Origin of the sequence: Enterococcus sp. DIV0174, assembly GCF_050529065.1 — a bacterium.
Lineage (GTDB): Bacteria > Bacillota > Bacilli > Lactobacillales > Enterococcaceae > Enterococcus_B > Enterococcus_B thailandicus.
This window is the reverse complement of sequence record NZ_CP172881.1, coordinates 1,927,563-1,952,224: the sequence shown is the minus strand read 5'-3', so window position 1 is coordinate 1,952,224 and position 24,662 is coordinate 1,927,563. Positions and strand designations below refer to the sequence as shown.

Sequence of the window (24,662 nt, the reverse complement as noted above, 5' to 3'; positions counted from 1 at the left end):
CCTATGAACTTTAAAAATCTTGGAAATCTTGTATTATTTTTTTAGATAAATGTTTGGATGGGGGAGCATGATTGGATAATCGAGCACTAGCAGAATATGTAACAAGTAAAAATATTCCAATTATACGAAAGGGGTATCACAAGTATTTAACATTTGAAGGAGTCGAGGATTGTTACACTTACATCTTGAAAGAGGGAATCGTTAAAGCAAGCGTGATCTCAAACGACGGAAGAGAATTCAATCTAAGATATGTCAATGACTTAGAAGTGGTATCACTAATTAAAGATGAATACTCACAATTTATTGATTCACCTTATAATATTCGGGTGGAATCAGAATATGCGGAGTTTTATCGTGTCAATCGGGTGAAGTTCTGGGAGGACATCAATAATAATCCTGATTTGCAGCATCATGTAAAAGAATTTTACCGTTTTCGCTTATTAAGCGTCATGAAAAAAATGCAACAGATGCTATTAAATGGAAAATTGGGCGCAGTTTGTACGCAGTTGTATGAATTGTATGACATGTTTGGTGTGCGAACACCTGAAGGGTTGCTGATTGATTTTCCAATTACGAATGAAGAAATTGCTAAGTTTTGTGGTATTTCGACGGCAAGTAGTGTCAGTCGAATTTTGAAGCAACTAAAAGATAAGGGGATTATTACAGTTCAGGATCACCATTTGATCATTACGAATATGGAGCTGTTGGAAGATAATATTATTTTTTAAAAAAGGTTGTGGCGCAAAACGTTCAGCTCCGAACAGATAGCGAGCAGTCACTCAAAACAGTATCTCATGTTTTGAAGTGAATGAAAGCTATATGGAGGAGTTGTTTTGGGAACACCGAGAGAAAGGTTGTGGCGCCAAGCGTTCAGCTTCAAGCAATAAGGAATTTTTCTAAAAATAGCTACTCATGTTTTTATGAAAAAAAGACTTATTGCCGAAGAAGCTGCTTGGGGAACACCGAGAAAAAGGTTGTGGCGCCAAGCGTTCAGCTTCAAGCAATAAGGAATTTTTCTAAAAATAGCTACTCATGTTTTTATGAAAAAAAGACTTATTGCCGAAGAAGCTGCTTGGGGAACACCGAGAAAAAGGTTGTGGCGCCAAGCGTTCAGCTTCAAGCAATAAGGAATTTTTCTAAAAATAGCTACTCATGTTTTTATGAAAAAAAGACTTATTGCCGAAGAAGCTGCTTGGGGAACACCGAGAAAAAAGATTGAAGCACAAAACGTCTAGCTCTAACACGTTAGCAAGTAAGCAAGCACAACAGTTTGATCAATAGCAAAAGAGGGGAAGACAATACTGTCTTCCCCTCTTTTTAACGGATGTTAGTAACATAATTATTTAAACGACTTAGGATTTGCTTTCAACAACAGTTGTTGAAACTAATTCTTCAGTCTCAGTTTTTTCTTGTTCTAAGGCATGCTCTTTTGCTAATTCATTTTTGTCATAAATTTTAACAAATGGATAGTACATTACGACTGACAGAACAATCAACAGACAGTTTAAAACTGCTGCGCGCCAGTCGCCTCCAGTAGCTAAATACGCACCAATTGGTCCAGGTAGAGTCCAAGGAGCAGTGATTGTAACGGCACTGACAAAACCTAGTCTAGTTGCGAACCAAGCAATAGTTGCGCAAGCCATCGGAGTTAAAATGAAGGGAATAATCAATGTTGGGTTTAAAACAATTGGGACACCAAAAATAACTGGTTCATTGATATTGAAAATGGATGGTGTAATAATTGCTTTTCCTAGTTTTGAAGCGTATTTTGATTTGGCAGTGAAGGCTAGTAAGATAGCAAGGCCGATTGTACAACCAGATCCGCCAATCCAGATAAACCATTGATAAAAAGGCTCAGCTGCAATATTTGGTAAAGTTTCACCAGCAGCAGCAGCTGTAGTATTAGCTTCTAAGATTTGTAACCATAGTGGACGCGCCAGTGATCCAATAATTGAAACGCCGTGAATCCCAAATGCCCAGAAGAAAGTAATCATGAAAATCAGTAGCAATACACTTGGCAGCGTATCAGTTGCACTGATTAAAGGACTAACAATTTTTGAAACAGCTGAATGCCAGTCAAAACCAATATAATAGCTAATAGTAGAGATAACTAGAATGACGATTAACGTTGGTGTTAATGATTCAAAAGAACGAGCAACTGCAGGTGGTACTTGGTCGGGCATAGTGATTTTGAATTTTGATTTATCTGTTAAGCGATAGACTTCAACTGCAAAAATTGATGTGATGATGCCGACAAACATTCCTCCACCACCAAGGTTCGCCATTGGTAAGACAAAACCAGAAGTTCCAGCAGCATCAGCAGCTTCTAAAGGAATATTTACAGGTACAAAAGTCAACAGAAAAGCAATTGTAGACAGAATGCCGCCGGAAACAACATCTAAGTTGTACGTTTTTGAAAGGCTAGCCCCAATTCCGAATGTTGCATAAAGGGACATAATGTACATGGTCATACGATAAGGTAACAAGATTGTTGCGGCGTTAGAAGACAAAAACTGATAAATGCCCCATGATTGTGGTAGTGGTGGAAAGGCAATAATCAAAAAGAACGAACCAACAATAATTAACGGTAGCGTTGCAATGATTCCGTCACGAATCGCTCGTAAGTGTCGTTGATTGGCTATTTTTGCCATTGGTCCAGCTAAATGTAACTCAATAAAATTAGTGAAAGCTGTTAACATAGTTTACACTCCTTTAAATAAAATCAATTAAAAAATAATTCCTTGATAGATCCAAATGTACGCTAAAATTTCTAAAATAATCAGTGAGATGCCAAAAGTAATAAAAAAGCCCTTACAAAATCCTCTTTTTGTTTGGATGAAATATGGATTCACCGCTAAAACTGTCGCTAAGCTAATGGGTAAGAAAAGCATAACGCCAAGATTGATACTCCAGTTTGCCAAGTAAAATAAATAAGGAATAAAAATACCACCAAAAATGCAAGCAAGTAAAAGTAATCCAGCTGTTTTCACACCAAAGTGAATATGCAATGTTTCATTTGTTTCTCTTTGCATAAAATTACCTCCTTTCAACAATTAATTAAACGCTTACAAAAGATAACAATAAAAAAGAGCGCCTAGAGATCTCTTCTTTTTTAGTATACAGTTAAGAAATTAAAAATCAATATATTTTTTATTTTTTTGTAATTTTGTTTCTTAGTAGAATTGAAATTTCTTTATTTTTTTATATGTTTGAAAACGCATTTCTTAGATGGTATGATAAAGGCAATTAAGAAGGAGGAGGACAATGACAAAAATTTTATGGGGCGGGGCAACTGCTGCCAGTCAATATGAAGGCGGTTACACAAAGAGAGGGATAGACACACAAGACTGTCGACCTTATTTAGAAAAAACATCGAATGCGACAGTGGCTACACGATTGCTAACTAAAAAGACTGTTGAACAAGCGATGGAAGAAAATCAATTTTTTTATCCGTTCAGAAAAGGATCTAGCGGAGAGGAACGAACGGCTGAAGACTTAACATTGCTTAGTGAGCTAGGCTTAGATGTTTATCGTTTATCAATTAGTTGGTCACGCTTATTTCCAAATGGTGATGAAGAGATTCCTAATGAAGACGGAATGAAGTATTACGACGACATTTTTAAAGAGCTAACCAAACAAAAAATCAAAATCTTTTTGACAATCAATCACTATGCGTTGCCACTTCAATTAGTAACAGAACAAGGCGGATGGAAAAATCGTAAAACAATTGATAGTTATTTGAGATTAGTTACAGTTATTTTTAGTCATTGGGGCGAGTTGATTGATTATTATTTACCTTTCAATGAAATCAATGCTGGATACTTTAGTCCTTATAATGGTACGGGATTATTGAAGCCAGAAGATGATGCTTACGCGTACAATGACATCTTTTTAAGTTTGCATCATCAATTTATTGCTAGTGCACAAGCGATTGCTCTAGGGAAAAAAATGAAGGTCAAAGGACAATTTGGTGCAATGATTTCATGTTTTTGTTACTATCCTTTAACACCAAAACCTGAGGATAATTTACAGTTAGTTTTAGATGAACAAATCAATCAATGGTTCTGTATGGACGTCCTAGCAAGAGGAGAATATCCTTATTATATGGACAAATTTTTCTTGGAACACAATGTCGATTTTGAAATAAGTGAAGCAGATCGTCAGCTTTTAAAAGAAAATACTTGTGATTTTGTCTCCTTTTCTTATTATTCTTCAAGTATTAGTTCGGTAGAAGAAAGTCAACAGCAAACGGCTGGAAATTTAGTAGCGACGACAAAAAATCCTTATTTAAAAGCAAGTGAATGGGGCTGGCAAATTGATCCAGTTGGATTGAAGACAACACTGCTAAAGGTGTATGACCGTTATCAAAAACCAGTAATGATTGCTGAAAATGGATTGGGTGCAAGAGATTTGAAAGAGGCAGATGGTATCCATGATGTGTATCGTATCGAATACTTTAAGCAGCATTTTAAGCAAATTTTAGAAGCAGAGCAAGTAGGAGTAAATGTCCTAGCATACTTTGCTTGGGGGATTATTGACATTGTTTCGGCGGGAAGTTGTGAAATGGAAAAACGATATGGTGTTATTTTTGTTGAAGCAGATAACCAAGGAAATGGATCTTATAATCGTTATAAAAAAGATAGCTTTTATTGGTATCAAACATTTATTGCCGAGCAAAAAGCAGAAAGAAGAAAGTCACAAAAAGTGGAGTAGAGGAAGTTATGAAATATGTCATTGGAATTGATTGTGGAGGAACGAAAACACAGGCGATTGCGTATGATTTAGAAGAGAATGTTTTAGGAGAGGCAATTGAAGGCTTTGGCAATTTGTTGATTTCTTATGAACAAGCAAAGGCGAATATTTTTCGAGCAATTGACGACTTGCTAACTAAATTTGGAAGAGCTGACTGTCAATTGATTGCGTTAGGCATCGCTGGTATTGATGGTGGTGGTTTACGAGAGAAAATTCAGAACGAGTTAGCGTACTATGACTATCCTGTTTATTTATATAATGATGCACAATTTAGCTATTTAGCAAAGGTGGGGTTTCAACCAGGAATTTTAGCAATTGCTGGAACAGGTTCTGCATTTTTTGGTCTAAAAGAAAAACAGTGGTACCGCGTAGGTGGCTGGGGTCAGTTATTAGGTGATGAAGGTTCCGCTTATCATTTAGCAATTGCTGCTATCAAATTAGTTCTAGCAGAATTTGATGAAGGAAAAACATTGTCACCTTTTGCTCAAGACTTATTAGCTTTTTTTGGTGCGGAGGATGTGATGAGCTTGGTAAAGATAATTTATCAAAAAAACAAAGGCGAAATTGCTAGTGTAGCATCTTTTTGTTCAAGCTATGAACAAAAAGATGCGCGTGTGTCAGAACTGCTGAAACAAACGGGTGAATTACTAGCCAAGCAAGTCACTCAGTTAGCTAAAAAAATGAAGTTAACCACAGGATTTTATTTGGGGATTAATGGTAGCTTGCTGGAAAAACAGGCGACGGTGCGACAAGTTTTTCTCGAACAATTAAAAAGTTACGAAGTTGTGCTTACAACTGATACGGTTCAGAATGCGAAGGCTGCATTAGTTATTTGGAAGAATCAGTTGGCTGCACAAAGCATAAGTACTGCTAACTTTCGCTAAAAAAACTCCTCGAAATCAATCCGATTTTGAGGAGTTTTTCTTTGACAGATAATGGCTTAAAAGCTTCTTCCACCACCGCCAAAAGTTCCACCACCACTTGAGTGAGTAGTGCTTCCGCCACCACCGCCACTTCCTGGCGGCGGGCTTTTAGGAATTCGTCTAGTAGTGACAAAAGAGTTTGTTAAACGATCGGTTTTATCAGTTAACTTGATGCTTGAATTTTCACGATAAGGATATTTATATGAACCAAATTTTAGTTGATATTTAGAAACTGTTACAAAGTAAAAAACAAGGCTTAATACCAATGCAACGATGAGCGCAAGTACAATTTCAACAGTTGTTAAGACTTTGTAGCGAGTGATCTTTCCAGTTTCTTCATCCACTCGATAGTGCCCACCTGGAACACCTGCTTCGACGTAATCGGCAACCTTGGTAAGATAAGCAGTCGCAGCTTGGTAGTAATCTTGATTGGACATGCCATCATAGACTTCGTCAAGTGTTGATTCGATTCGATTGTCATCCAAGTAGTCAATCATGTTGCCCGAGGTTGAAATGTAAATTTCTCTTTGCCCCATATCTAACAATAAAACAGAACCATTTTCATTATTTCCAACGGCATCTCGCAAGTAATCATCTGCAAAATCACGTGGTTGATCAGAATTGTTTGTTGTTGTAACGATGAAGACTTCGCCTTTGATTTTTTCGTTGATAGGCTTAGCTTGGTTTTCTAATGCTTGAATTTGTTCGGTTGTAAACAAACCAGCTTCATCATTGACTGTCGGGGTTGCGGCATGAGCAACCAGCGGGAAAAAACAGCCAATTAAAACGAAAAAGAAAATCGAAAGTTGTTTTTTCATATCAAATACCCCACAATCATCAACAAGATAGCAGTAATGGTGAAGATACCAAGTGATGTGAGCCCCAATTTCTTTTTGCTGACAGGCAGAACACCACTTACTTTTCCTGTTTGTCCATTCATTGCATAATAGTAAACTTTTTTTGAGTCACGACTACGGTAAGTCACCAGCCAGACCGGAAGTAACAAATAATTATTTTTTTGATTGTTAATTGCAACGGAACTACGAACACCAGTTAAAGTGGTGTAACCAGAGGCTGTTTCGCGTAAAAGTTTTTCGGAATAGTCTTTTAATTCTGATTCGACTTCTGAACGAATCGCTTGATATTCAATATCCCGTTTTTCTGCCTGAAATCCAGCAAGGTATTGATTTTTAAAGTCGATTGCTTTATTCAACGGAAAAGGTTGGACACCTTCAACCATTTTTTGCTGAGTATTTTTAGATAGAGCATTCTTGACTAACTCTTTAAAAGAAAGTTTTCCCTCACGATAGACAGCAAATTGTTTTGTCTCGGTATATTCAATATCGCCAACACGCCAGACGCGCAAGACAGTTCCATTTGCTTGGAAATCTCCTTCTAATTCAGCATCGGTTGACCAATAGGGAAAATAAACGCCAGTTAGTTTGTCGATTTGTTCAGAATTAAAGAAGGCTTTTGGAATAAACCATTTTTTCTTTGTCCATGCTAAAAATTGTTTGATTGCTTCCTCTTTTTCAATTGCAAAAGGGAGGACCTTATTTGGTAAAAATTCACCACTTAATCGGCCCGACAAAACAACTGGATTATGGCAATAATAACAATACGTCGCAGCTGTTGTTGCATCAGTCACGATTTCGGCTCCACAACTTGGACAAAGAAATAGTTCCATGGTAGGCGCTTCATCATTTGTTTCTTGACCATTTGCTTCAGTGGCGCCCACGGCTTCATCATAAGCTTGACGTTCGGTGTCGTCCATTTTATCTAATTGTTCTTGTGCTGTGAAGGTAAAGTCACCAGTTGCATTTATTGATTCATCAGCTGTATCAGCTGATGAATCAATAGCGCGAGCTTCTTTTTGCTGTTGCTCATAGAGGCTCACTTCTTCTTCTGTAAATATGCTTAGGCAGTAGTCACAATGAAATTTTTGGTCTTTAGGATCAAAAGTTAAAGGACCGCCGCAGTTTGGACATTTATGTGTAATGACATCCATTGGCTACACCCCTTCTTTTTTAGTCCAAAGGTACTCCTTTAAATGGTTTGCCACAATGCGGGCAGAATTTTGGGATACCATTTGAAAGATCAACGACCTCACCACATTCACTGCATTTCATTTCTAGTTTTGGTTGTGCAGCGGGTGCAGGTCTAGCTGCTCCACAATTAGAACAGAATTTACCTGTGTTTTCCGTACCGCAAACGGGACAAGTCCAAGTATCAGCATTTCCAGTTGCAGCTTGTTGATTTTGTTTTTCTGCTTGTTGTTTCATTTGTTCTTGGTTATTTTGTGCAGCTTGAGCAAGGTAAGCACTGTTAGCATTCATTCCCATGCCAACACCCATGAAACCAGTCATTGCACCGCCTTCATTTTTTCCGGCGGCTTCCATTCCGCGAGCAATCGAGCCTTGAACATAGCCCTCACGAACACTTGGATCACCAAGCATGGCACCTTCATTTCGCATGTTGATTAGTTTGACAGAATCATCGGTGTAAGAAATACTTGCAACGGCTACAGAAACAATTTCCATCCCACGTAGTTCACGCCACGAATCATCTAAAGCAGAGGCCATATATTTACTTAATTCCAAACTTTTTGATGGGACATAAGAAATTCGTTGACCATCTGCTGACATTTGGTTGATTGCCGATTGCAAAGCAGTTAAAAACTCTGCTAAATATTGTTCATTGATGTCGGCAATTTCCACTTGTGTTTTATTTTTTGGAATAGCATTTGTATAAAATAAGATTGGATCTGTGATGTGGATTGAGTAAGCGCCATGCGCACGTAAAAATAATTCTGCATTATAAAAATTGTCAAAATAATTTAACGGTGAAGTTGTACCAAACTTGATTCCTTTTAATTCTTGTAAATTAATATAGAAGACTTGTTGTTTTTGTGGTGTGACGCCACCAAATTTAAAACGACTAAATGTTTCGCTGATTGCGTCTTTTAATGAGCCATTAAACATAGAAGGTGCAGCATCATTCTTGATGGTGTAGTAACCTTCTTCAGCTGTGTAATCAATGATTTTTCCACCGTCAACAAGGAGCATCATCATGTTTGGATAGACATGGACAACAGTTCCGTCTGTTAAAACATCTTCCGTCCCTTTACGATTTGAACCGCGTTTATCATCTTTACGAACTTTGACACCTTTTGTCATCACGGTCGTATCACTCATGTTATCTGGTTCAATGACCTCAAGCCATTGATCAGCTAATCCACCACCGACTGTACTTGTTGCAGCTTTAATTAATCCCATAAAAAATTCCTCCTTAGATAAATAGCCTAAAGAAACAGCTTAAATTATTTTCTTTATTATACCATAGGGGAATGAAAATGCTCTCAGCCAAAAGTCTTAAAGAGCTTTCGTGTGAATGAATGTTTCCTCTTGGAAAAAGCCAAGGAGTAGAGTAGTTTTTTTTAATAAAATCACGTATAATAAATAATAGTGAATTTTTTTAAGAGGGGGATCTATATGGCATACCAAGCACTTTACCGTGTCTGGCGTTCACAACGCTTCGATGACATTGTTGGACAAAAAGCTGTTACACAGACATTGAAAAATGCTATCGTTTCCCATAAAACATCTCATGCGTATTTATTTACTGGGCCTCGAGGAACTGGTAAGACAAGTGCAGCAAAAATTTTTGCTAAAGCAATCAACTGTCCAAACAGTCAAGATGGTGAACCTTGTAATGAATGTGAGATGTGTCGATCAATTACAGCTGGAACACAAGAAGATGTAATTGAAATCGATGCTGCAAGTAATAACGGAGTGGAAGAAATCCGTTTTATTCGTGATCGCGCCAATTATGCACCCACGAAGGCAACCTATAAAGTTTATATTATTGATGAAGTCCATATGCTTTCGACAGGGGCTTTTAATGCGTTACTAAAAACATTAGAAGAACCAAAAGAAAGTGTCATTTTTATTTTGGCAACGACAGAACCACACAAAATTCCAGCAACAATTATTTCTCGTACACAGCGATTTGATTTTAAACGAATCAATGCATCTGATATTGTTGAGCATTTGGAATTTATTTTAAATGAATCAAATATCTCATATGAAGAGCAAGCGCTAGGCGTCATCGCGCGCGCTGCTGAAGGCGGGATGCGGGATGCGCTGAGTATCTTAGACCAATCCATTTCTTTTAGTGAAGGAATGATTACGCTAAATGATGCAATGCAGGTAACCGGTAGCTTAACGTATGAAATGATGGACGACTATTTGAGTGCTTGTGTCGAACAGAATGTTGCACAAGCATTGAATGCGTTGGAACAGATGTTAGCCGCAGGAAAAGAAGCCCGTCGTTTTTTAGAAGACTTATTACAATATTGTCGTGATTTGCTGATGTATCAGCAAGCACCTCAATTAGTGACGGAGAAAACGAGTCAGCTAACTCCGACATTTGTGAAACTTTCACAAGAAATGAAAGCTGAACAGCTTTTTCAAATGATCAAGATATTAAGTGAAACACAAAATGAGATTCGTTTTACCAATAGTGCTACGATTTATTTGGAAGTCGCAACTGTCAAGCTAGCACAAAAAACATCATTGACAGGCCCGCAAGCACTGCCTCAAGGTGAACCAGCTGAAAGCCAAGCAGTGGAGAAGCTTCAGCAAGAAGTTTCCGAGCTGAAAAAAGAATTAAAAGCACTCAAAAGTAATCAGGGTACAGCCAATAACGCTAGTCAGCCTGCGCCACAAGTAGTGCATAAAAAACAAGCAAGCTCTTATCGCGTACCGACTGAGCGAGTGTACCAAGTGTTAAAAGAAGCGACTCGTCAAGATTTGAATCAGGTCAAAGAAGTTTGGGATGATTTATTGATGAGCCTGTCAGTGACACAACGAGCGATGTTGAAAGCAAGTGAACCAGTGGCAGCAGGACCAAAAAGTATGGTAATCGCTTTTGACTACGAAATCGTTTGTCAACGAGCAACAAATGACGATGAGTTGCAATTAGCGATTCACAATAACTTGAGTCGAATGATTCACGATTATGCACCAGATACTGTGTATATCACGCGAGAAAGCTGGCCAGAATTGCGTAAAAATTATTTGATTCAAAGTAAAGATAACGGACAATCCACTTCTTTTGTTCCAGAAACAGATGAAGAAGAAATCGAGTTGATTCCCCAAGAGCCAGAAACAGTAGAAACTGTGGTGGCAAAGGCAGAAGAGCTATTTGGAACAGACTCAGTAACTATTATTGATGATTAACATTTAAAGGAGAGAGATACAATGATGCGTGGAATGGGAAATATGCAAGGAATGATGAAACAAGTACAAAAAATGCAAAAAGAAATGGTTCAGGCACAAGATGCGTTGAATGAGAAAGAATTTACAGGGGCAGCAACCAATGATTTAGTAAAAGTAGCGTTCACTGGGGATCGTCGCATGAAAGACGTTGAGATCAAACCAGAAGTACTAGATCCAGAAGATCCAGAAATGTTGCAAGACTTGTTAGTTATGGCTGTCAATGATGCGTTAACAAAAATTGACACAGAAACTGAAAAAACAATGGGTAAATATACCAAAGGAATGCCTGGATTCTAATTTTTTCGTGAAGGAGTAATGATTATGCAATATCCAGAACCAATTGCCAAACTGATCGACAGCTATATGAAACTTCCTGGGATTGGTCAAAAAACGGCTACACGTTTAGCATTTTTTACAATCGATATGAAAGATGAAGTAGTTAATGAATTTGCCAAATCGTTGTTGAGTGTCAAGCGTGATTTGCACTTTTGTAGCATTTGCGGAAACATTACTGAAGAAGACCCTTGCGAAATTTGTAAAGATCCGTCACGCGACCGCAGTATTATTTTAGTAGTCGAGGAACCCAAAGATGTGATGGCAATGGAAAAAATGCGCGAGTACCATGGCTTATACCATGTTCTTCATGGCGTGTTATCGCCAACTGAAGGAACTGGACCAGAAGATATCAATATTTCCTCTTTATTGCAACGACTGCATAACGATGAGGTAAAAGAAGTCATCATAGCAACAAACGCAACAACGGAAGGTGAAGCAACTGCGATGTATCTATCTCGTTTAATCAAACCTGCTGGCATCAAAGTCACTCGACTAGCACATGGTTTATCTGTCGGTTCAGATATCGAGTATGCGGATGAAGTTACGTTGTTAAAAGCAGTTGAAGGACGGCGTGAGCTGTAATTTTTTGAAATAATTTGAATTTCAGCTACAATGAAGATGTAGTGCAAGAGATGGAGGCAAAAGTGTGAACGGACTATTTATCACAATTGAGGGGCCGGATGGTGCTGGAAAAACGAGCATCCTGAAGGAATTATTTCCTCTATTGAAAAAAGTCGCAAAAACAGAAATGATTCAAACAAGAGAACCTGGTGGTATTCCAATTGCGGAAGAAATTCGCCAAGTCATTCTTGATCCTAAAAACGAACGGATGGATGAACGAACAGAAGCACTTCTTTATGCAGCTGCTAGAAGACAACATTTAGTTGAAAAGATTTTGCCCGCATTAAAAGAAGGAAATATTGTTCTTTGTGATCGTTTTGTGGATAGTTCACTTGCCTATCAAGGTGCTGGACGACGTATTGGCATGCGTGAAATCGCTCGATTAAATGAGTTTGCAACGGAAGGATTGACGCCTGATTTTACTTTATATCTGGATGTTGATTCTGATACCGGGTTGCATCGTATCCAAAAAAATCGCCAGAATCAAATTGATCGCTTAGATTCTGAGGGACTTGAGTTTCATCAACGGGTTCGTCATGCGTATCTAAAACTTGCGGAAGAATACCCAGAACGTATTCATAAAATTGATGCAAGATTGAGTTTTGAAGAAGTTCTTCAGGCTAGTTATTATGCTATTATTGAGAAATATCCACAATTTTTTGAAAATTAGGAAGGTGACTGTGTATGAAAATTATTTTAGCTATTATCCAAGACAAAGATAGTAACCGTTTATCTAATGAATTGATTGATGCCAATATCCGAGCAACAAAATTATCTTCAACTGGTGGCTTTTTAAAAGCTGGCAATAGCACATTTATTGTAGGGATTGAAGATGACCGAGTAGATGAAGCGCTTGAAATTATCAAGAAGACTTGTGAATCTCGTAAACAATTTGTTTCAACACCAGTTACGTTAGATATTTCTATGGATGGCGGCGTTCCTTACCCAGTAGAGGTGGAAGTTGGCGGAGCAACAGTCTTTGTTTTACCTGTCGAAGGATTCCATCATTTTTAGGAGGAGCTATGAAACAAGAAGAGTTAGTAAAACTGGCTCAAATGCAACATTTCGTTTATCAACAGCTTCAACGAAGTTTTGAGCATGGGCGCCTCGCTCATGCTTATCTTTTTGAGGGCGAAAAAGGAACGGGTAAACATGAAATGGGTATTTGGTTGGCTCAGCATTTATTTTGTACACAATTAACAGATAACCAGCCTTGTGGTGTTTGCAATAACTGCCAGCGGATTCAAAATAACGAACATCCAGACGTATTAGTGGTCGAACCTGAAGGGCAAACAATCAAGGTAGATCAAATTCGTCGTTTACAAACAGAATTTAGTCGAAGTGGATATGAATCAAAAAAGAAAGTTTTCATAATCAAGGAAGCAGAGAAAATGAATGTGAGTGCGGCAAATAGTCTACTCAAGTTCTTAGAAGAGCCACCGGGTGATTTTCTAGCGATTTTAGAAACAGATGCGATTGGCCGAATTTTACCAACGATTCAATCACGTTGCCAAGTTTTGCATTTTCAAGAACTTTCAAAAGAAGTTTTAATCTACAAGCTACAAGAAGAACAAATTCCATTGGAAAAAGCGAAACTTTTGGCATTCTTAACCAACAGTTTACGAAAAGCAGTTGAAATCTCAGAAGATGAATGGTTTAATGAGGCTAAGGACTCGATTTATCAGTGGTTCACCTATCTACAAAAGCAAGACCCACAAGCATTTATCTATGTCCAAAAGAAATTGACCAAAGTATTTAAGGAAAAAAGTCAACAGTTTATGGCACTTTCAATTCTGTTATTTTATTTCCAAGAAGCACAAAAACAAGCAATTTTTGCTGAAGAATCAAACAAGACAAAAAAAGCCAATCAAATCATTGAACATATTTTAGTTGCTGAACAAAAACTACGCAGTAATGTGAGTTTTCAAGCAGTAGCTGAACAGTTCGTTTTACAAACGATTTTTTAATTATAGCTGAGTAACCAAGGAGGTTGGAAATGGTAGAAGTAGTAGGCGTCCGTTATAGAGATGCTGGGCATATCTATTATTTTGCGCCAGGGGATTCTGAATATTTTTATAATGATAAGGTGTTAGTCGAATCTCAACAAACCTTACATATTGCAACAGTTGCCATTCCCAAACGAGAACTTGATTCCCAAGATTTACCAGAAGAAGTCAAACCCATTTTGCATAAAGCCTCGGCTACCGAGTTAGCAAAAGAACAAAAAAATCAACAAGATGCTACCGAAGCGTTAAAAATCGCCAAACAAAAAGCGCGCGAACACGAATTAGAAATGAAAATCGTGAAGGTGGAGTACACGTTTGATCGAAGTAAAATGATTTTTTCTTTTACTGCTGATGGACGAATTGACTTTCGGGAATTGGTGAAAGAGTTAGCAAGTATTTTTCGGACTAGGATCGAGTTACGTCAAATTGGCGTTCGTGATGAAGCGAAAATTATTGGTGGAATAGGCCCCTGTGGTCGACCATTATGCTGTTCGACATTTTTAGGAGATTTTGTACCGGTTTCAATCAAAATGGCAAAAGATCAAGGGCTTTCTTTGAATCCAACAAAAATTTCTGGCTTATGTGGACGGTTGATGTGTTGTCTGCAATATGAGAGCGCAGAATATGAGGCGGCAAAAAAAGAACTCCCTGACTTTGGAAAAATGATTGAAACACCTGATGGTAAAGGGAAAGTCGTAGGATTAAACCTGCTTAGCCGAATTGTAAAAGTTCGGCTGACAGGACGAGAAAATCCAGTGGAGTATGAATGGGATGAATTAAAAGACTTCATTCAAGTAGGTGAGATGAATGGATAAGCGATCTTTATATGACGGCTTAAACCAGCTAGAATCAGAATTACGAAATACCTTAACTGAATTAGTAGAAATGAAGCACGCACTTCATGAAATCGTCGAAAAAAATACTACGCTTGAGATGGAAAACCAACGCCTGCGTGAACATTTGCGTGAGTTGAATCAAGTGGCAGAAGCACCTGCTGAAAGCGTCAAACAAGAACTGTCAAAATCCCGAATGAATTTAGAAAAAATTTACGAAGAAGGATTTCATGTTTGTTATGATCTCTATGGTTCACGTCGCGAAAATGATGAGCCTTGCGCGTTTTGTTTAGAAGTCATTTATCGTGAAAGTGGACGCTAATACTAAAAAGTTGTCTATGCTAGGGGCAAAGACGTGAGTCGTTCGACTTGTGTCTTCGCTCTTTTTTTATTAAGGAGGCAGGAAATGTATAATCAAAAAAGTTTTAAGGATCATTCAGGTATAGGAACTTTGTATCTTGTTCCTACGCCGATTGGTAACCTTGAAGATATGACTTACCGGAGTGTTCGTCTGTTACATGAAGCAGATTTGATTGCAAGTGAAGATACACGTAATACACAAAAATTATTAAACCATTTTGAAGTGGAGACACCACAAAAAAGTTTGCATGAACATAACTATAAAGAACGAATTCCGTACTTACTCGAGCAATTGAAAATAGGACAATCGATTGCCCAAGTGAGTGATGCGGGAATGCCTTCTATTAGCGATCCTGGTCACGAATTAGTCGTCGCATGTATCGAAGAAGGAATCCCAGTCGTTTCGGTACCCGGACCTACGGCAGGTATCACGGCTTTGATTGCTTCAGGTCTCGTACCACAACCATTTTTATTTTATGGATTTTTACCAAGGAAAAAGAAAGAACAAAAAGAAACTTTGGCGCAATTAAAGACCCAAACAGCAACACTTATTTTTTATGAATCACCATACCGTGTAAGTGCTACACTCGAAAACATACGCGTGGTATTTGGAAATCGCCAAGTGGTTCTATGTCGAGAACTAACGAAGATCCATGAAGAATATCTACGTGGAGACGTAGACGAACTATTAATGTATCTAAAAGAAAATCAAATCAAAGGTGAATGTTGCTTGATGGTTGCGGGCGATGATGGTCGCCTGATCGAAGCAGAGGAAGTCAATCAAGTTTCTTTGAAGGAGCAAGTAGAGGCGTTGATTACAGCTGGTGAGAAACCAAATGCTGCTATTAAAAAAGTGGCTGCAATGAATCATCTGAAAAAGCAAGAAGTCTATCGACAATTTCATGAATTAGATGAATGAGAACAAAATTTCAACGTAATAGACAAAAAGTCGGGAACAAAGCATGTGTTTTGTTCCCGACTTTTTGTCTAAAAGCTGATTTAATACATGTTACTCAAAATAAGTGGGAAGAGGAGTGTTGAATTTCAGAAATGTGTACGCTTGTTTATTAATGACTTTAGTCGGTTTCATCTGTTTTACGTGCGAAACAAAAGCTAGGTGTTTCTACATGTGTACGAAATAGTTTCAACGATAAAAAAGTCCTTTCCATAGACTAATAAAGGACTGTTAACCAAATTTTAGATTGAAAGTTTTTTCATATCTAATGATGATAAAAATTTAGCGTATACTATCTGGAATGGTGAGTAGTCTATCGTTTTTACTTCTTTTTTGCATGAAGCGAACCGAATGAATGATTTTGCACCGAGTAAATGGAACCATTTCATGATTAAGCAACAAAAAAAGTAACGCTCTTTATCAATAATCACGCATGTTTCAAAACATAAGATTTAAATCACAATTGCTTGATAGGGAACAAAAGTTCGACTATAATAACAAAGAGAGTAAGGTCGAGGTGAATAAATATGGAACTACAGTTTCCTTTACATAATGATACATCTAGAAAAATCATCCATATCGACATGGATGCTTTTTTCGCCTCGGTTGAAGAACGAGATCATCCAGAATTCAGAGGACATCCGTTGGTTATTGCTCGCCATCCAAGTGATACTGGTGGTCGGGGTGTCGTGACAACAGCAAATTATGAAGCCAGACAATATGGAATTCACTCAGCGATGAGTGCGCAAAAAGCATTTGAATTGTGTCCAACAGCTATTTTTAAACCTGGCGATCATCAAAAGTATTCTGAAGTATCCCAAATCGTTCGAGAAGTTTTTCACCGGTACACGGATATCGTTGAACCTGTCAGTATTGACGAAGCGTATCTGGATGTGACAGAAAACAAAGTGGGGTGTAAATCAGCAATTAAAATTGCTCGAATGATCCAAGCAGATATTTGGGAAGCTGTTCATTTAACTTGCTCGGCAGGAGTCAGCTACAATAAATTTTTGGCAAAACTGGCTTCTGATTATCAAAAGCCAAGAGGGATTACTGTGGTGACTCCTCAAGAAGCGGTGTCTTTTTTGAAAAAATTACCAATTGAAAAATTTCATGGTGTTGGTAAAAAAACAGTTCCTAAAATGAATGAGCTAGGAATTTTTACAGGTGCAGATTTATATGAAATGAGTGAAATGCAGCTGATTCAAAACTTTGGAAAAATGGGCTATTCACTTTATCGAAAAGTTCGCGGGATTCATGATTCTCCAGTCAACGTAACTCGAGAGCGAAAATCAGTTGGTAAAGAGCATACCTATGGTCAGCCATTGCAAACAGAAGAAGCTGTTTTGGCACAGCTTCGACAGTTGGCAGAAAAGGTAGAAGAAGCACTACGAAAAGTTCAAAAGCATGGAAAAACAGTCGTATTAAAAGTTCGCTATACGGACTATTCAACAATTACGAAGCGGGTAACGTTACCTGAATATATTTACAAAAAAGAAGCTCTATATTATCAAGCTAGTTTGATTTGGGAAGAAGTTTTGGGCGTAGAGAAGGGTGTTCGATTGTTAGGAATCACACTTACGAACTTAGATCCTATGACCTATGAAAATATTGTTTTACCTTTATGGGATTTGAAGGATTGATTAGGAGAGGTTGTAAAAGAAGTGCCTAGCTCCAATAAATAAGAATAAATTACCAGAAATCTTTCTCAAATTTTTGAGTAATTTAGACTTATTTTAAGGAAGTTACTTCTTGAACACCGTGGATAAGGCTGTGGCGCAAACTGCTTAGCTCCGAACAGATAGCGAGCAAGCACTCAAAATAGCTCTTTATATTTTGGAGTGAATGCAAGCTATCTCGAGGAGTTGGTTTGGGAACACCGTTTACTCTTAAAAAGAGGGTGTGGCAAGACTTATGCCACACCCTTTTTTGGGTTTTCTGATATATTAGTATTTGCTGTTTTTTTAATTATAAGATAAAAATAAATGAAATCGACGTATTGACAAAGCCTAAATGGGCGAATATAATGCAAGTATCAAAACAACTGATATATCAGTTTGGAGGGGATTTTGTGATTGACTTAAAAGATTGGCAAAAATCACTAACTGAGTTAAAACAGGCAGGAATTACTATTCCTAACTATGATGTTGCTTCAGTCAAGGAAAAGGGAAAAGAAGTACCTGTGTGGCTTCATTTTGGTGGTGGAAATTTATATCGTGGGTTTCACGCAGAGATTGCACAACGGTTAGCTGATAAAAAAGAATTAGCTGCTGGTATAGTTGTATGTGAAACTTTAGACAAAGAAATAATTGAGAAGGCTTACAAACCATTTCATAGTGATGTAGTGGAAGTAGTGATGCATGATGATGGAATGTTAGATAAAAAGCTTTTAGCTGCAACAGCAGATGCTTTCTTTTGTCATCCTAGTGAGAAAGAAAGTTTTGCACAAGTTGTTCATTATTTTGAAAATCCTAGCTTACAGTTTACCACCTTTACGATTACTGAAAAAGGGTATCACTTGAAAGACGCTGCTGGGAAATTTTTCCCAGTAGTAGAAGCAGATATTGAAAATGGTCTTGAAGCTCCTCAACATACGATGAGCATTGTGACCGCATTATTACACAAACGATTTTTAGCGGGAAAATTACCGATTGCCATGATTTCAACTGATAATTTTTCGCAAAATGGAAAGCGATTCCAAGATAGCGTACTGACAATTGCCAAATGCTGGCAAGAAAAAGGGTTTGTTTCCAATGAATTTCTTGATTATTTAACTGATTCAGAAAAAGTAACCTTTCCTTGGAGCATGATTGATCGCATTACACCAAACCCCGCAAAAATTGTACAGGCGGAACTTGAGAAGCTCGGTTTTGTTGATATGGAAATTATTCATACAGAAAAACGCACGAATATTGCACCATTTGTGAATACAGAGGTTATTCATTATTTGATTATCGAAGATCATTTTCCAAATGGGCGCCCTGCGTTGGAAAAGGCAGGTGTCGTCCTTACGAGCCAGGAAATTGTTGATAAAGCAGATGTGATGAAAGTAACAACATGTTTGAATCCACTTCATACGGCAATGGCAATTACTGGTTGTTTGCTTGGTTATCAATCGATTGCAGCTGAGATGGAAGACGAAGAGATTGTGGGATTGATTAAAGCAATTGGGTATCAAGAAGGCCTACCAGTAGTAGAAGATCCCCAAATAATTGATCCTAAACAATTCATTGATGAGGTGATTAAGAAACGATTGCCTAATCCCAACATACCTGATACACCGCAACGAATTGCGAGCGATACTTCGCAAAAAGTGGCAATTCGTTTTGGTGAAACCATTAAAAAATATACAGAAAAGTCAGCTGCGCAATCTCTCGTATTTATTCCAGTGGCAATTGCAGCTTGGTTACGTTACTTGTTGGCAGTTGATGATGAAGGAAATGAATTTGTACCAAGCCCTGATCCATTGTTAGCTGAATTACAGGAGCAGCTGGCAAGTCTTCATTTAGGTGAACAATCGCCAGAGGTAATTCATCAAAGTGTTGCAAGTATTTTAGCCAATGAAACAATTTTTGGTTCAAATTTATATGAAGTAGGCCTTGGCGAAAAAATTGAACAAATAGTAACAGAAATGTTAGTAGGTCCAGGAGCAGTTAGACAAACGATTCGTACCTACTTAACAAATTTCGGAGGAAAATAATCATGGAAATGACTTTTAGATGGTACGGTTCACAAGAAGAAAAGATTACTTTAGAAGAAATTCGACAAATTCCAGCGATGAAGGGGATTGTGGGAACACTTATGGATATCCCCGTTGGAGAAGTGTGGCCGAAAGAACGAATCAAATCACTGAAAGAAGAAATTGAAGCAGCAGGCTTAACGTTAAAAGTTATAGAAAGTGTTAACGTTCATGATGCTATCAAGATTGGCTTGCCAAGTAGGGACCGATATATTGCAAATTATCAACAAACGATTCGAAATTTGGCAGCATTTGGTATTGAAGTAATCTGTTATAATTTCATGCCTGTTTTTGACTGGGTAAAATCCGATCTCGATTATCGCTTGTCAGACGGTTCCTCAACATTAGCGTATATTGCAGCAGATATTCCGGAAGATCCAGAAGAGATTATTAAAAAAGTTGAAAATTCCAGCAATGACTTTGAGTTACCGGGCTGGGAACCAGAACGTTTGGCACAAGTAAAAGAATTACTTCAAGCCTATAAAGAGGTGGATGAAGCTAAGTTACGCGAAAACTTTGCTTATTTTCTGAAGGCGATTATTCCGACTTGTGAAGAAGTTGGTATAAAAATGGCGGTCCATCCAGATGATCCACCGTATTCGATTTTTGGCTTGCCACGAATCGTGAAAAATCGAGAAGACTTGGACTGGATTTGTCAAGTAGTTGATAGTCCTGCAAATGGAATTACGTTGTGTACAGGTAGCATTGCGGAAGACCCAGCAAATAATGTTTATGAAATCATGGCAGAATTTTGTCAACGAGATCGGATTCCGTTTGCCCATGTTCGTAACATCAAATTTATCCAAGAAAAAGATTTCTATGAAGCACCACACAAATCAGAATACGGATCATTAGATATGTATCGAATTTTAAAAGCAATGTATGACAATGGGTTTAATGGTTATATCCGTCCTGACCATGGACGAATGATCTGGGGGGAAACAGGACGCCCGGGTTATGGCTTATATGATCGCGCACTTGGGGCGGTGTATTTGAATGGTCTTTGGGAAGCATTAGAAAAAGAAAATCAAAAATAATTGAAAGGAATCATCTTTAACGTCAACAGAAAAGGAATGAGGCTGAGCAATTTTTAAGTTCAGCCTCTGAATAAAAATCAAAAAGAAGGAAGCGCTTAACTATGTTTTTAGATGAAAATTTTTTATTAACCAATGAAGTAGGACGCAAGTTATTCCATCAGTATGCCAAAGATGAACCAATTATTGATTACCACTGTCACTTAGAGCCAAAAGTCATTTTTGAAAATCAACAGTATGAGAACCTAACTCAAGTTTGGCTCAACAATCGCGGAGCAGGCGATCATTATAAATGGCGTTTGATGCGAGCTAATGGTATCGCTGAAGAACTAATTAGTGGCGATGGTGATGATTATGAAAAGTTTTTGGCCTTTGTTCGAACAATGGAAAAAGCTCCGGGAAATCCAATTTATGAATGGTCTCATTTAGAGTTGCGTCGTTACTTTGCTATTGATTTAATCATTAATCAAAAAAATGCACCAGAAATTTGGCGACAAGCCAATGAAAAAATTCAAACCGATGCGTATCGACCAAAAAAATTATTAGAAATGATGAAAGTTAAAGCAATCTGCACAACCGATGATCCTACTGATGACTTAGGGTATCATGCAGTATTAGCACAAGAACATAATTCCTTTAAAGTATTGCCAACTTTTCGTCCAGATAACACTTGGGCAATTACTACAGAAGAATATCGTGAATACTTAGAAAAACTAGGTGAGAGTGCACAACAATCAATTCAAACGTTTGCAGATTTAACAATTGCTTTATCAAATCGTGTAGCATTTTTCCACGAAATGGGGGGACGTTTAGCAGATCAAGGATTGAATACGTTTGTGTATGCGCCGGCAACCAATGAAGAATTAGATGCAATTTTAGCACGTGCACTAACTGGAGAAACGAACTTTACAACAACGGAAGTGGCTCAATTTACAACAGCAATCCAAAAGCATTTGATGGGAGAATATCATCAGCGTCAATGGACGATGCAGATGCACATGAACGCGTTTCGCAACGACTCAACGAAAATGAAACGAGAAATCGGAATCAATGTTGGTGGTGATTCAATGGGGGATCAAAGTGAACTGACAAAAAATATCGTAAACTTATTTGCTGAGGTAGAAGAGGCAAATCAGTTACCAAAAACAATCTTATATTCGTTGAATCCAAATGACTGGTTACCATTAGCAACAGCCATGCAAAGTTTTCAAGGAGAAATTGTTCAGAAACTTCAACTGGGTTGTGCGTGGTGGTTTAACGACACTTGTGAAGGAATGCGCAAGCAACTAACGATTATGGCACAACAAAGTTTGTTGGCTAACTTTACTGGGATGTTGACTGATTCTCGAAGTTTCTTGAGTTATCCACGTCATGAATATTTCCGTCGCGTATTATGTCAGCTCTTAGGTGAATGGGTCGATCAAGGCCGATTGCCTGAGGAAGATGAATATTTGGGACAGATCGTCAAAGATATTTGTTATGGCAATGCACATGAATATTTTGGCTTTTTTGAAAGTTGACGGAGGGTGGATGAAGAGAAATGGACAAAAATAAGCAGTGGGTTTATCAACCGAAAAAAATTACAATTGGTCGAGGAGTTGCCTATGGATTAACTGATTTAATGGGTGGTGGTTGGAATAATATCGTTTCAGGTGTTATTTTCGCTTTCGTGTTGAGTCAAGGAATCAATCCAGCGTTTGCCGGAGCAATCACAGGGATTGGTCGGATCATTGACGCCATGTTTTCGTTATTTTTTGGTGCGATTACGGATGGCTTTTATCGGACAAAATTAGGTCAACGTTTCGGACGTCGTCATTTCTTTATTTTATTAGGCGGAATTTTGTTTACGATTCTCTTTCCGTTGTTCTGGGTTCAGGCAGATAGTTGGATCTATTATCTAGTTATTTATGTAGCAATCGAACTTGCAATTGCCATGATTTTGATTCCGTGGGAAACTTTACCAACAGAAATGACCGATGATTATAATCTGCGTACGATTTTATCTAGCTCGCGTATGTTTATTTCTGCAACGGGGACAGCACTTGTTTTCTTAGTATTAGCAGCGTTGCAGCATATGGAAAACCAAAATGCTTATCTGATTACGGGCATTATTTGGACGGTGATTTTTGTTGTTGCGATTTTTATTTCTTACCGAACAACGTGGGAACGTCCGCTAACGCCTGAATTTTTAGCAGAGTTAGAAAGTCAACCCAAATTATCTTTAGGCGAATTTATGAAGAAAACAGTCCAAGATTATTTTTCAACCTTCAAAAATCGAGCATTTCGTCAACATTTAGGTATTTACTTATTATCATTTACTGGGAAAGATTTTTATTCTACGTTGTTACCAACTTTTATTATTTGTTGTATTCATGGCGTAAAAGAGGATACACCGTGGACACTTCAAGCACTTTCCATTTTTGGAATCATTGCAACATTGGTGGCTGCACGCCTGATGTTAACTCGTGGCCCTCGTTACTTATTTATGCTAAGCTACGTTACGATTATTGTTACGATGGTTGGGTACCTCTTAACTTGGGCACTGCACATCCAAAATGCTTTTTGGGTCTTAGTAATTATTTCCGTATTTTATCAATGTGCGCGTGCAATTTTAGAATTTACACCTTGGAATGTTTTTCCCTTTATTCCAGATGTTGACCGCATGATGACTCGAGGCGATCGTGCCGGAATTTATGCAGCAGTGATGACGTTCTTTAGAAAATCAACTGGTGCATTAGCTTCTTGGATTGCCGGGATTTTACTAGCAGCGATTGGTTTTGATTCAAAAACAATGACGAATTTTACGAATACCCCTCACCATATTCAAACGGGCATCGCCTTGATTTTCTTTATTGCACCCGTCGTTCTGATTTCTTGTGCTTTAGTGATGGCTCTGACGTTTAAATTGAATCGTGAAACGCATGAAGTGTTGAAACATGAAATTGATCGTTTGGAAGATGGTGGCTTGAAAGCAATGGTGACACCAGAAGCAAAAGATGTAGTAGAAGAATTAACCGGACATCCTTATCAAGAGGCGTGGCCAAAGCAACCGAATGTTTAAATAATAAATTTAAAATAGGAAAACAAACAACCAGCTACCAAAGTTGACTGAATAATCAACTCTGGTAGCTGGTTGTGCTTCTTGTCAAATCAAATCTTGTTTTTTGATTTGCTCGTATGTTTGAGTAGCGTCGAAACATTTTTCCCAGATAACGACTTTATTTTGTGCTAAAGATTTTTGAACATCGACAATTCGTTGGTTGCTGCTTCCACGAAATTGTAGTTTCAAATCACGTTTGGAAAGATCAAAACGACCATCAACTAAGATATCGATTTCTGCTAGTAAAGCTAGCTTATCTTCGGAGTCTTGTAACAATTCATCAAAAGTATAACCAGTCCACGACCAGATGTCTTTAGTATGACCAAACTCTTGACGGATTCGACGAACAACTTGCAAACAAACATCTGTATTCAAAAAGGGCTCCCCACCAAGTAAGGTCAAACCTTGAACATAATCATGGCGAAGGTCTTCGATTACTTGTTCCTCTAGTTCTTGAGTGAATGGTTTTCCATAGCGGAAATTTTGAGCTGCTTTATTGAAACAACCTTCGCAAGCAAACAGGCAACCACTGACGTATAAGCTATTGCGGACACCTTCGCCATCGACAAAATTAAATGCTTTATAGTCAGCAATATAATTTTGACTATAATCTTCAGCTAACCATTCTTTTGGTTTTGGATTTCTCATCAAAACACTTCTTTCTATAGTATAAGTTCTTGCAGTTTAGCTACCAAAGTAATCTAAATTAGTGGAAAAGTGCTTA

23 protein-coding genes are annotated in these 24,662 nt (G+C 38.0%); 17 read left to right on the top strand and 6 right to left on the bottom strand.

Annotated elements, in window-relative coordinates:
* The first annotated feature begins 71 nt into the window (after positions 1-71).
* Positions 72-728 carry a Crp/Fnr family transcriptional regulator gene (locus IGJ93_RS09285; protein WP_071868178.1) on the top strand — a complete coding sequence of 219 codons (657 nt, stop codon included), beginning with the start codon at positions 72-74 and terminating at the stop codon, positions 726-728.
* A 624-nt stretch (positions 729-1,352) separates the two neighbouring features.
* On the opposite strand, the gene IGJ93_RS09280 is transcribed toward IGJ93_RS09285, so the two are convergent.
* Both IGJ93_RS09280 and IGJ93_RS09275 read right to left on the bottom strand, forming a co-directional pair.
* Positions 1,353-2,699, bottom strand: a complete 1,347-nt coding sequence (locus tag IGJ93_RS09280) for a PTS sugar transporter subunit IIC (protein WP_067480357.1) — start codon at positions 2,697-2,699, stop codon at positions 1,353-1,355.
* A gap of 27 nt (positions 2,700-2,726) precedes the next feature.
* Positions 2,727-3,032 (bottom strand): hypothetical protein, encoded by a 306-nt coding sequence (locus tag IGJ93_RS09275; RefSeq protein WP_067480359.1) that lies wholly within the window; start codon positions 3,030-3,032, stop codon positions 2,727-2,729.
* 232 nt (positions 3,033-3,264) lie between these two features.
* Between IGJ93_RS09275 and IGJ93_RS09270 the strand changes: the two genes are divergently transcribed.
* Both IGJ93_RS09270 and IGJ93_RS09265 read left to right on the top strand, forming a co-directional pair.
* A complete protein-coding gene (locus IGJ93_RS09270; RefSeq protein WP_075491642.1) occupies positions 3,265-4,713 on the top strand; it encodes a glycoside hydrolase family 1 protein in 1,449 nt (482 codons plus the stop codon).
* Positions 4,714-4,721: 8 nt separating this feature from the next.
* Positions 4,722-5,636: an N-acetylglucosamine kinase gene (locus IGJ93_RS09265; protein WP_095803755.1), complete on the top strand. Its 915-nt coding sequence runs from the start codon at positions 4,722-4,724 to the stop codon at positions 5,634-5,636.
* A gap of 56 nt (positions 5,637-5,692) precedes the next feature.
* Here IGJ93_RS09265 and IGJ93_RS09260 read toward each other — a convergent pair whose 3' ends face one another.
* Genes IGJ93_RS09260 through IGJ93_RS09250 form a run of 3 tightly spaced genes read right to left on the bottom strand, consistent with a single transcriptional unit; the run spans position 5,693 to position 8,950 of the window.
* On the bottom strand, positions 5,693-6,493 hold the full coding sequence (locus tag IGJ93_RS09260) for a TPM domain-containing protein (RefSeq protein WP_311798176.1): 801 nt from the start codon (positions 6,491-6,493) through the stop codon (positions 5,693-5,695).
* Complete coding sequence (locus IGJ93_RS09255; protein ID WP_271026864.1) at positions 6,490-7,683, bottom strand: TFIIB-type zinc ribbon-containing protein; 1,194 nt, start codon at positions 7,681-7,683, stop codon at positions 6,490-6,492. The genes IGJ93_RS09260 and IGJ93_RS09255 overlap by 4 nt, the downstream gene beginning before the upstream one ends.
* A gap of 19 nt (positions 7,684-7,702) precedes the next feature.
* Complete coding sequence (locus IGJ93_RS09250; protein WP_067480373.1) at positions 7,703-8,950, bottom strand: SPFH domain-containing protein; 1,248 nt, start codon at positions 8,948-8,950, stop codon at positions 7,703-7,705.
* A gap of 216 nt (positions 8,951-9,166) precedes the next feature.
* On the opposite strand from IGJ93_RS09250, the gene dnaX reads away from it, so the two are divergent.
* From dnaX to IGJ93_RS09180, 14 genes are all read left to right on the top strand, one after another.
* The gene (dnaX, locus tag IGJ93_RS09245; protein WP_311801686.1) at positions 9,167-10,915 is read left to right on the top strand and encodes a DNA polymerase III subunit gamma/tau; all 1,749 of its coding nucleotides are present in this window, start codon (positions 9,167-9,169) and stop codon (positions 10,913-10,915) included.
* A gap of 21 nt (positions 10,916-10,936) precedes the next feature.
* Complete coding sequence (locus IGJ93_RS09240; RefSeq protein WP_067480379.1) at positions 10,937-11,251, top strand: YbaB/EbfC family nucleoid-associated protein; 315 nt, start codon at positions 10,937-10,939, stop codon at positions 11,249-11,251.
* A 24-nt stretch (positions 11,252-11,275) separates the two neighbouring features.
* Positions 11,276-11,872 carry a recombination mediator RecR gene (gene recR / locus IGJ93_RS09235; protein WP_067480382.1) on the top strand — a complete coding sequence of 199 codons (597 nt, stop codon included), beginning with the start codon at positions 11,276-11,278 and terminating at the stop codon, positions 11,870-11,872.
* A gap of 64 nt (positions 11,873-11,936) precedes the next feature.
* Positions 11,937-12,581 (top strand): dTMP kinase, encoded by a 645-nt coding sequence (tmk, locus tag IGJ93_RS09230; RefSeq protein WP_067480385.1) that lies wholly within the window; start codon positions 11,937-11,939, stop codon positions 12,579-12,581.
* Positions 12,582-12,595: 14 nt separating this feature from the next.
* Complete coding sequence (locus IGJ93_RS09225; RefSeq protein ID WP_422718728.1) at positions 12,596-12,925, top strand: cyclic-di-AMP receptor; 330 nt, start codon at positions 12,596-12,598, stop codon at positions 12,923-12,925.
* Positions 12,926-12,933: 8 nt separating this feature from the next.
* Positions 12,934-13,878, top strand: coding sequence for a DNA polymerase III subunit delta' (gene holB, locus IGJ93_RS09220; protein WP_071868184.1), 945 nt, complete (start codon positions 12,934-12,936; stop codon positions 13,876-13,878).
* Between the two features lie 29 nt (positions 13,879-13,907).
* Positions 13,908-14,732 carry a PSP1 domain-containing protein gene (locus tag IGJ93_RS09215; RefSeq protein ID WP_067480397.1) on the top strand — a complete coding sequence of 275 codons (825 nt, stop codon included), beginning with the start codon at positions 13,908-13,910 and terminating at the stop codon, positions 14,730-14,732.
* Positions 14,725-15,072 (top strand): DNA replication initiation control protein YabA, encoded by a 348-nt coding sequence (locus tag IGJ93_RS09210; RefSeq protein ID WP_067480400.1) that lies wholly within the window; start codon positions 14,725-14,727, stop codon positions 15,070-15,072. Before IGJ93_RS09215 ends, IGJ93_RS09210 begins: the two co-directional genes overlap by 8 nt.
* Before the next feature lie 84 nt (positions 15,073-15,156).
* Entirely contained in the window at positions 15,157-16,029 is an 873-nt protein-coding gene (rsmI, locus tag IGJ93_RS09205; protein WP_270659599.1) for a 16S rRNA (cytidine(1402)-2'-O)-methyltransferase, read from the top strand.
* 563 nt (positions 16,030-16,592) lie between these two features.
* Positions 16,593-17,708, top strand: a complete 1,116-nt coding sequence (gene dinB / locus IGJ93_RS09200) for a DNA polymerase IV (protein ID WP_071868185.1) — start codon at positions 16,593-16,595, stop codon at positions 17,706-17,708.
* Positions 17,709-18,136: 428 nt separating this feature from the next.
* The gene (locus tag IGJ93_RS09195; RefSeq protein WP_270344778.1) at positions 18,137-19,765 is read left to right on the top strand and encodes a mannitol dehydrogenase family protein; all 1,629 of its coding nucleotides are present in this window, start codon (positions 18,137-18,139) and stop codon (positions 19,763-19,765) included.
* 2 nt (positions 19,766-19,767) lie between these two features.
* A complete protein-coding gene (gene uxuA / locus IGJ93_RS09190) occupies positions 19,768-20,841 on the top strand; it encodes a mannonate dehydratase (RefSeq protein WP_067480411.1) in 1,074 nt (357 codons plus the stop codon).
* A gap of 101 nt (positions 20,842-20,942) precedes the next feature.
* Positions 20,943-22,358 (top strand): glucuronate isomerase, encoded by a 1,416-nt coding sequence (gene uxaC, locus IGJ93_RS09185; protein WP_270492374.1) that lies wholly within the window; start codon positions 20,943-20,945, stop codon positions 22,356-22,358.
* 20 nt (positions 22,359-22,378) lie between these two features.
* Positions 22,379-23,899, top strand: a complete 1,521-nt coding sequence (locus IGJ93_RS09180) for an MFS transporter (RefSeq protein WP_430596921.1) — start codon at positions 22,379-22,381, stop codon at positions 23,897-23,899.
* 84 nt (positions 23,900-23,983) lie between these two features.
* Here the strand turns inward: IGJ93_RS09180 and nrdG are convergent, their stop codons facing one another.
* Positions 23,984-24,586: an anaerobic ribonucleoside-triphosphate reductase activating protein gene (gene nrdG, locus IGJ93_RS09175; protein WP_067480419.1), complete on the bottom strand. Its 603-nt coding sequence runs from the start codon at positions 24,584-24,586 to the stop codon at positions 23,984-23,986.
* Positions 24,587-24,662 lie beyond the last annotated feature (76 nt).

Coding starts and splice junctions, on each gene's coding strand:
- IGJ93_RS09250 (WP_067480373.1), bottom strand. CDS start 8,950: ATGGGATTAATTAAAGCTGCAACAAGTACAGTCGGTGGTGGATTAGCT.
- recR (WP_067480382.1), top strand. CDS start 11,276: ATGCAATATCCAGAACCAATTGCCAAACTGATCGACAGCTATATGAAA.
- IGJ93_RS09280 (WP_067480357.1), bottom strand. CDS start 2,699: ATGTTAACAGCTTTCACTAATTTTATTGAGTTACATTTAGCTGGACCA.
- holB (WP_071868184.1), top strand. CDS start 12,934: ATGAAACAAGAAGAGTTAGTAAAACTGGCTCAAATGCAACATTTCGTT.
- IGJ93_RS09240 (WP_067480379.1), top strand. CDS start 10,937: ATGATGCGTGGAATGGGAAATATGCAAGGAATGATGAAACAAGTACAA.
- rsmI (WP_270659599.1), top strand. CDS start 15,157: ATGTATAATCAAAAAAGTTTTAAGGATCATTCAGGTATAGGAACTTTG.
- IGJ93_RS09180 (WP_430596921.1), top strand. CDS start 22,379: ATGGACAAAAATAAGCAGTGGGTTTATCAACCGAAAAAAATTACAATT.
- uxaC (WP_270492374.1), top strand. CDS start 20,943: ATGTTTTTAGATGAAAATTTTTTATTAACCAATGAAGTAGGACGCAAG.
- IGJ93_RS09225 (WP_422718728.1), top strand. CDS start 12,596: ATGAAAATTATTTTAGCTATTATCCAAGACAAAGATAGTAACCGTTTA.
- dnaX (WP_311801686.1), top strand. CDS start 9,167: ATGGCATACCAAGCACTTTACCGTGTCTGGCGTTCACAACGCTTCGAT.
- dinB (WP_071868185.1), top strand. CDS start 16,593: ATGGAACTACAGTTTCCTTTACATAATGATACATCTAGAAAAATCATC.
- IGJ93_RS09265 (WP_095803755.1), top strand. CDS start 4,722: ATGAAATATGTCATTGGAATTGATTGTGGAGGAACGAAAACACAGGCG.
- nrdG (WP_067480419.1), bottom strand. CDS start 24,586: ATGAGAAATCCAAAACCAAAAGAATGGTTAGCTGAAGATTATAGTCAA.
- IGJ93_RS09260 (WP_311798176.1), bottom strand. CDS start 6,493: ATGAAAAAACAACTTTCGATTTTCTTTTTCGTTTTAATTGGCTGTTTT.
- IGJ93_RS09215 (WP_067480397.1), top strand. CDS start 13,908: ATGGTAGAAGTAGTAGGCGTCCGTTATAGAGATGCTGGGCATATCTAT.
- uxuA (WP_067480411.1), top strand. CDS start 19,768: ATGGAAATGACTTTTAGATGGTACGGTTCACAAGAAGAAAAGATTACT.
- IGJ93_RS09255 (WP_271026864.1), bottom strand. CDS start 7,683: ATGGATGTCATTACACATAAATGTCCAAACTGCGGCGGTCCTTTAACT.
- IGJ93_RS09270 (WP_075491642.1), top strand. CDS start 3,265: ATGACAAAAATTTTATGGGGCGGGGCAACTGCTGCCAGTCAATATGAA.
- IGJ93_RS09275 (WP_067480359.1), bottom strand. CDS start 3,032: ATGCAAAGAGAAACAAATGAAACATTGCATATTCACTTTGGTGTGAAA.
- IGJ93_RS09210 (WP_067480400.1), top strand. CDS start 14,725: ATGGATAAGCGATCTTTATATGACGGCTTAAACCAGCTAGAATCAGAA.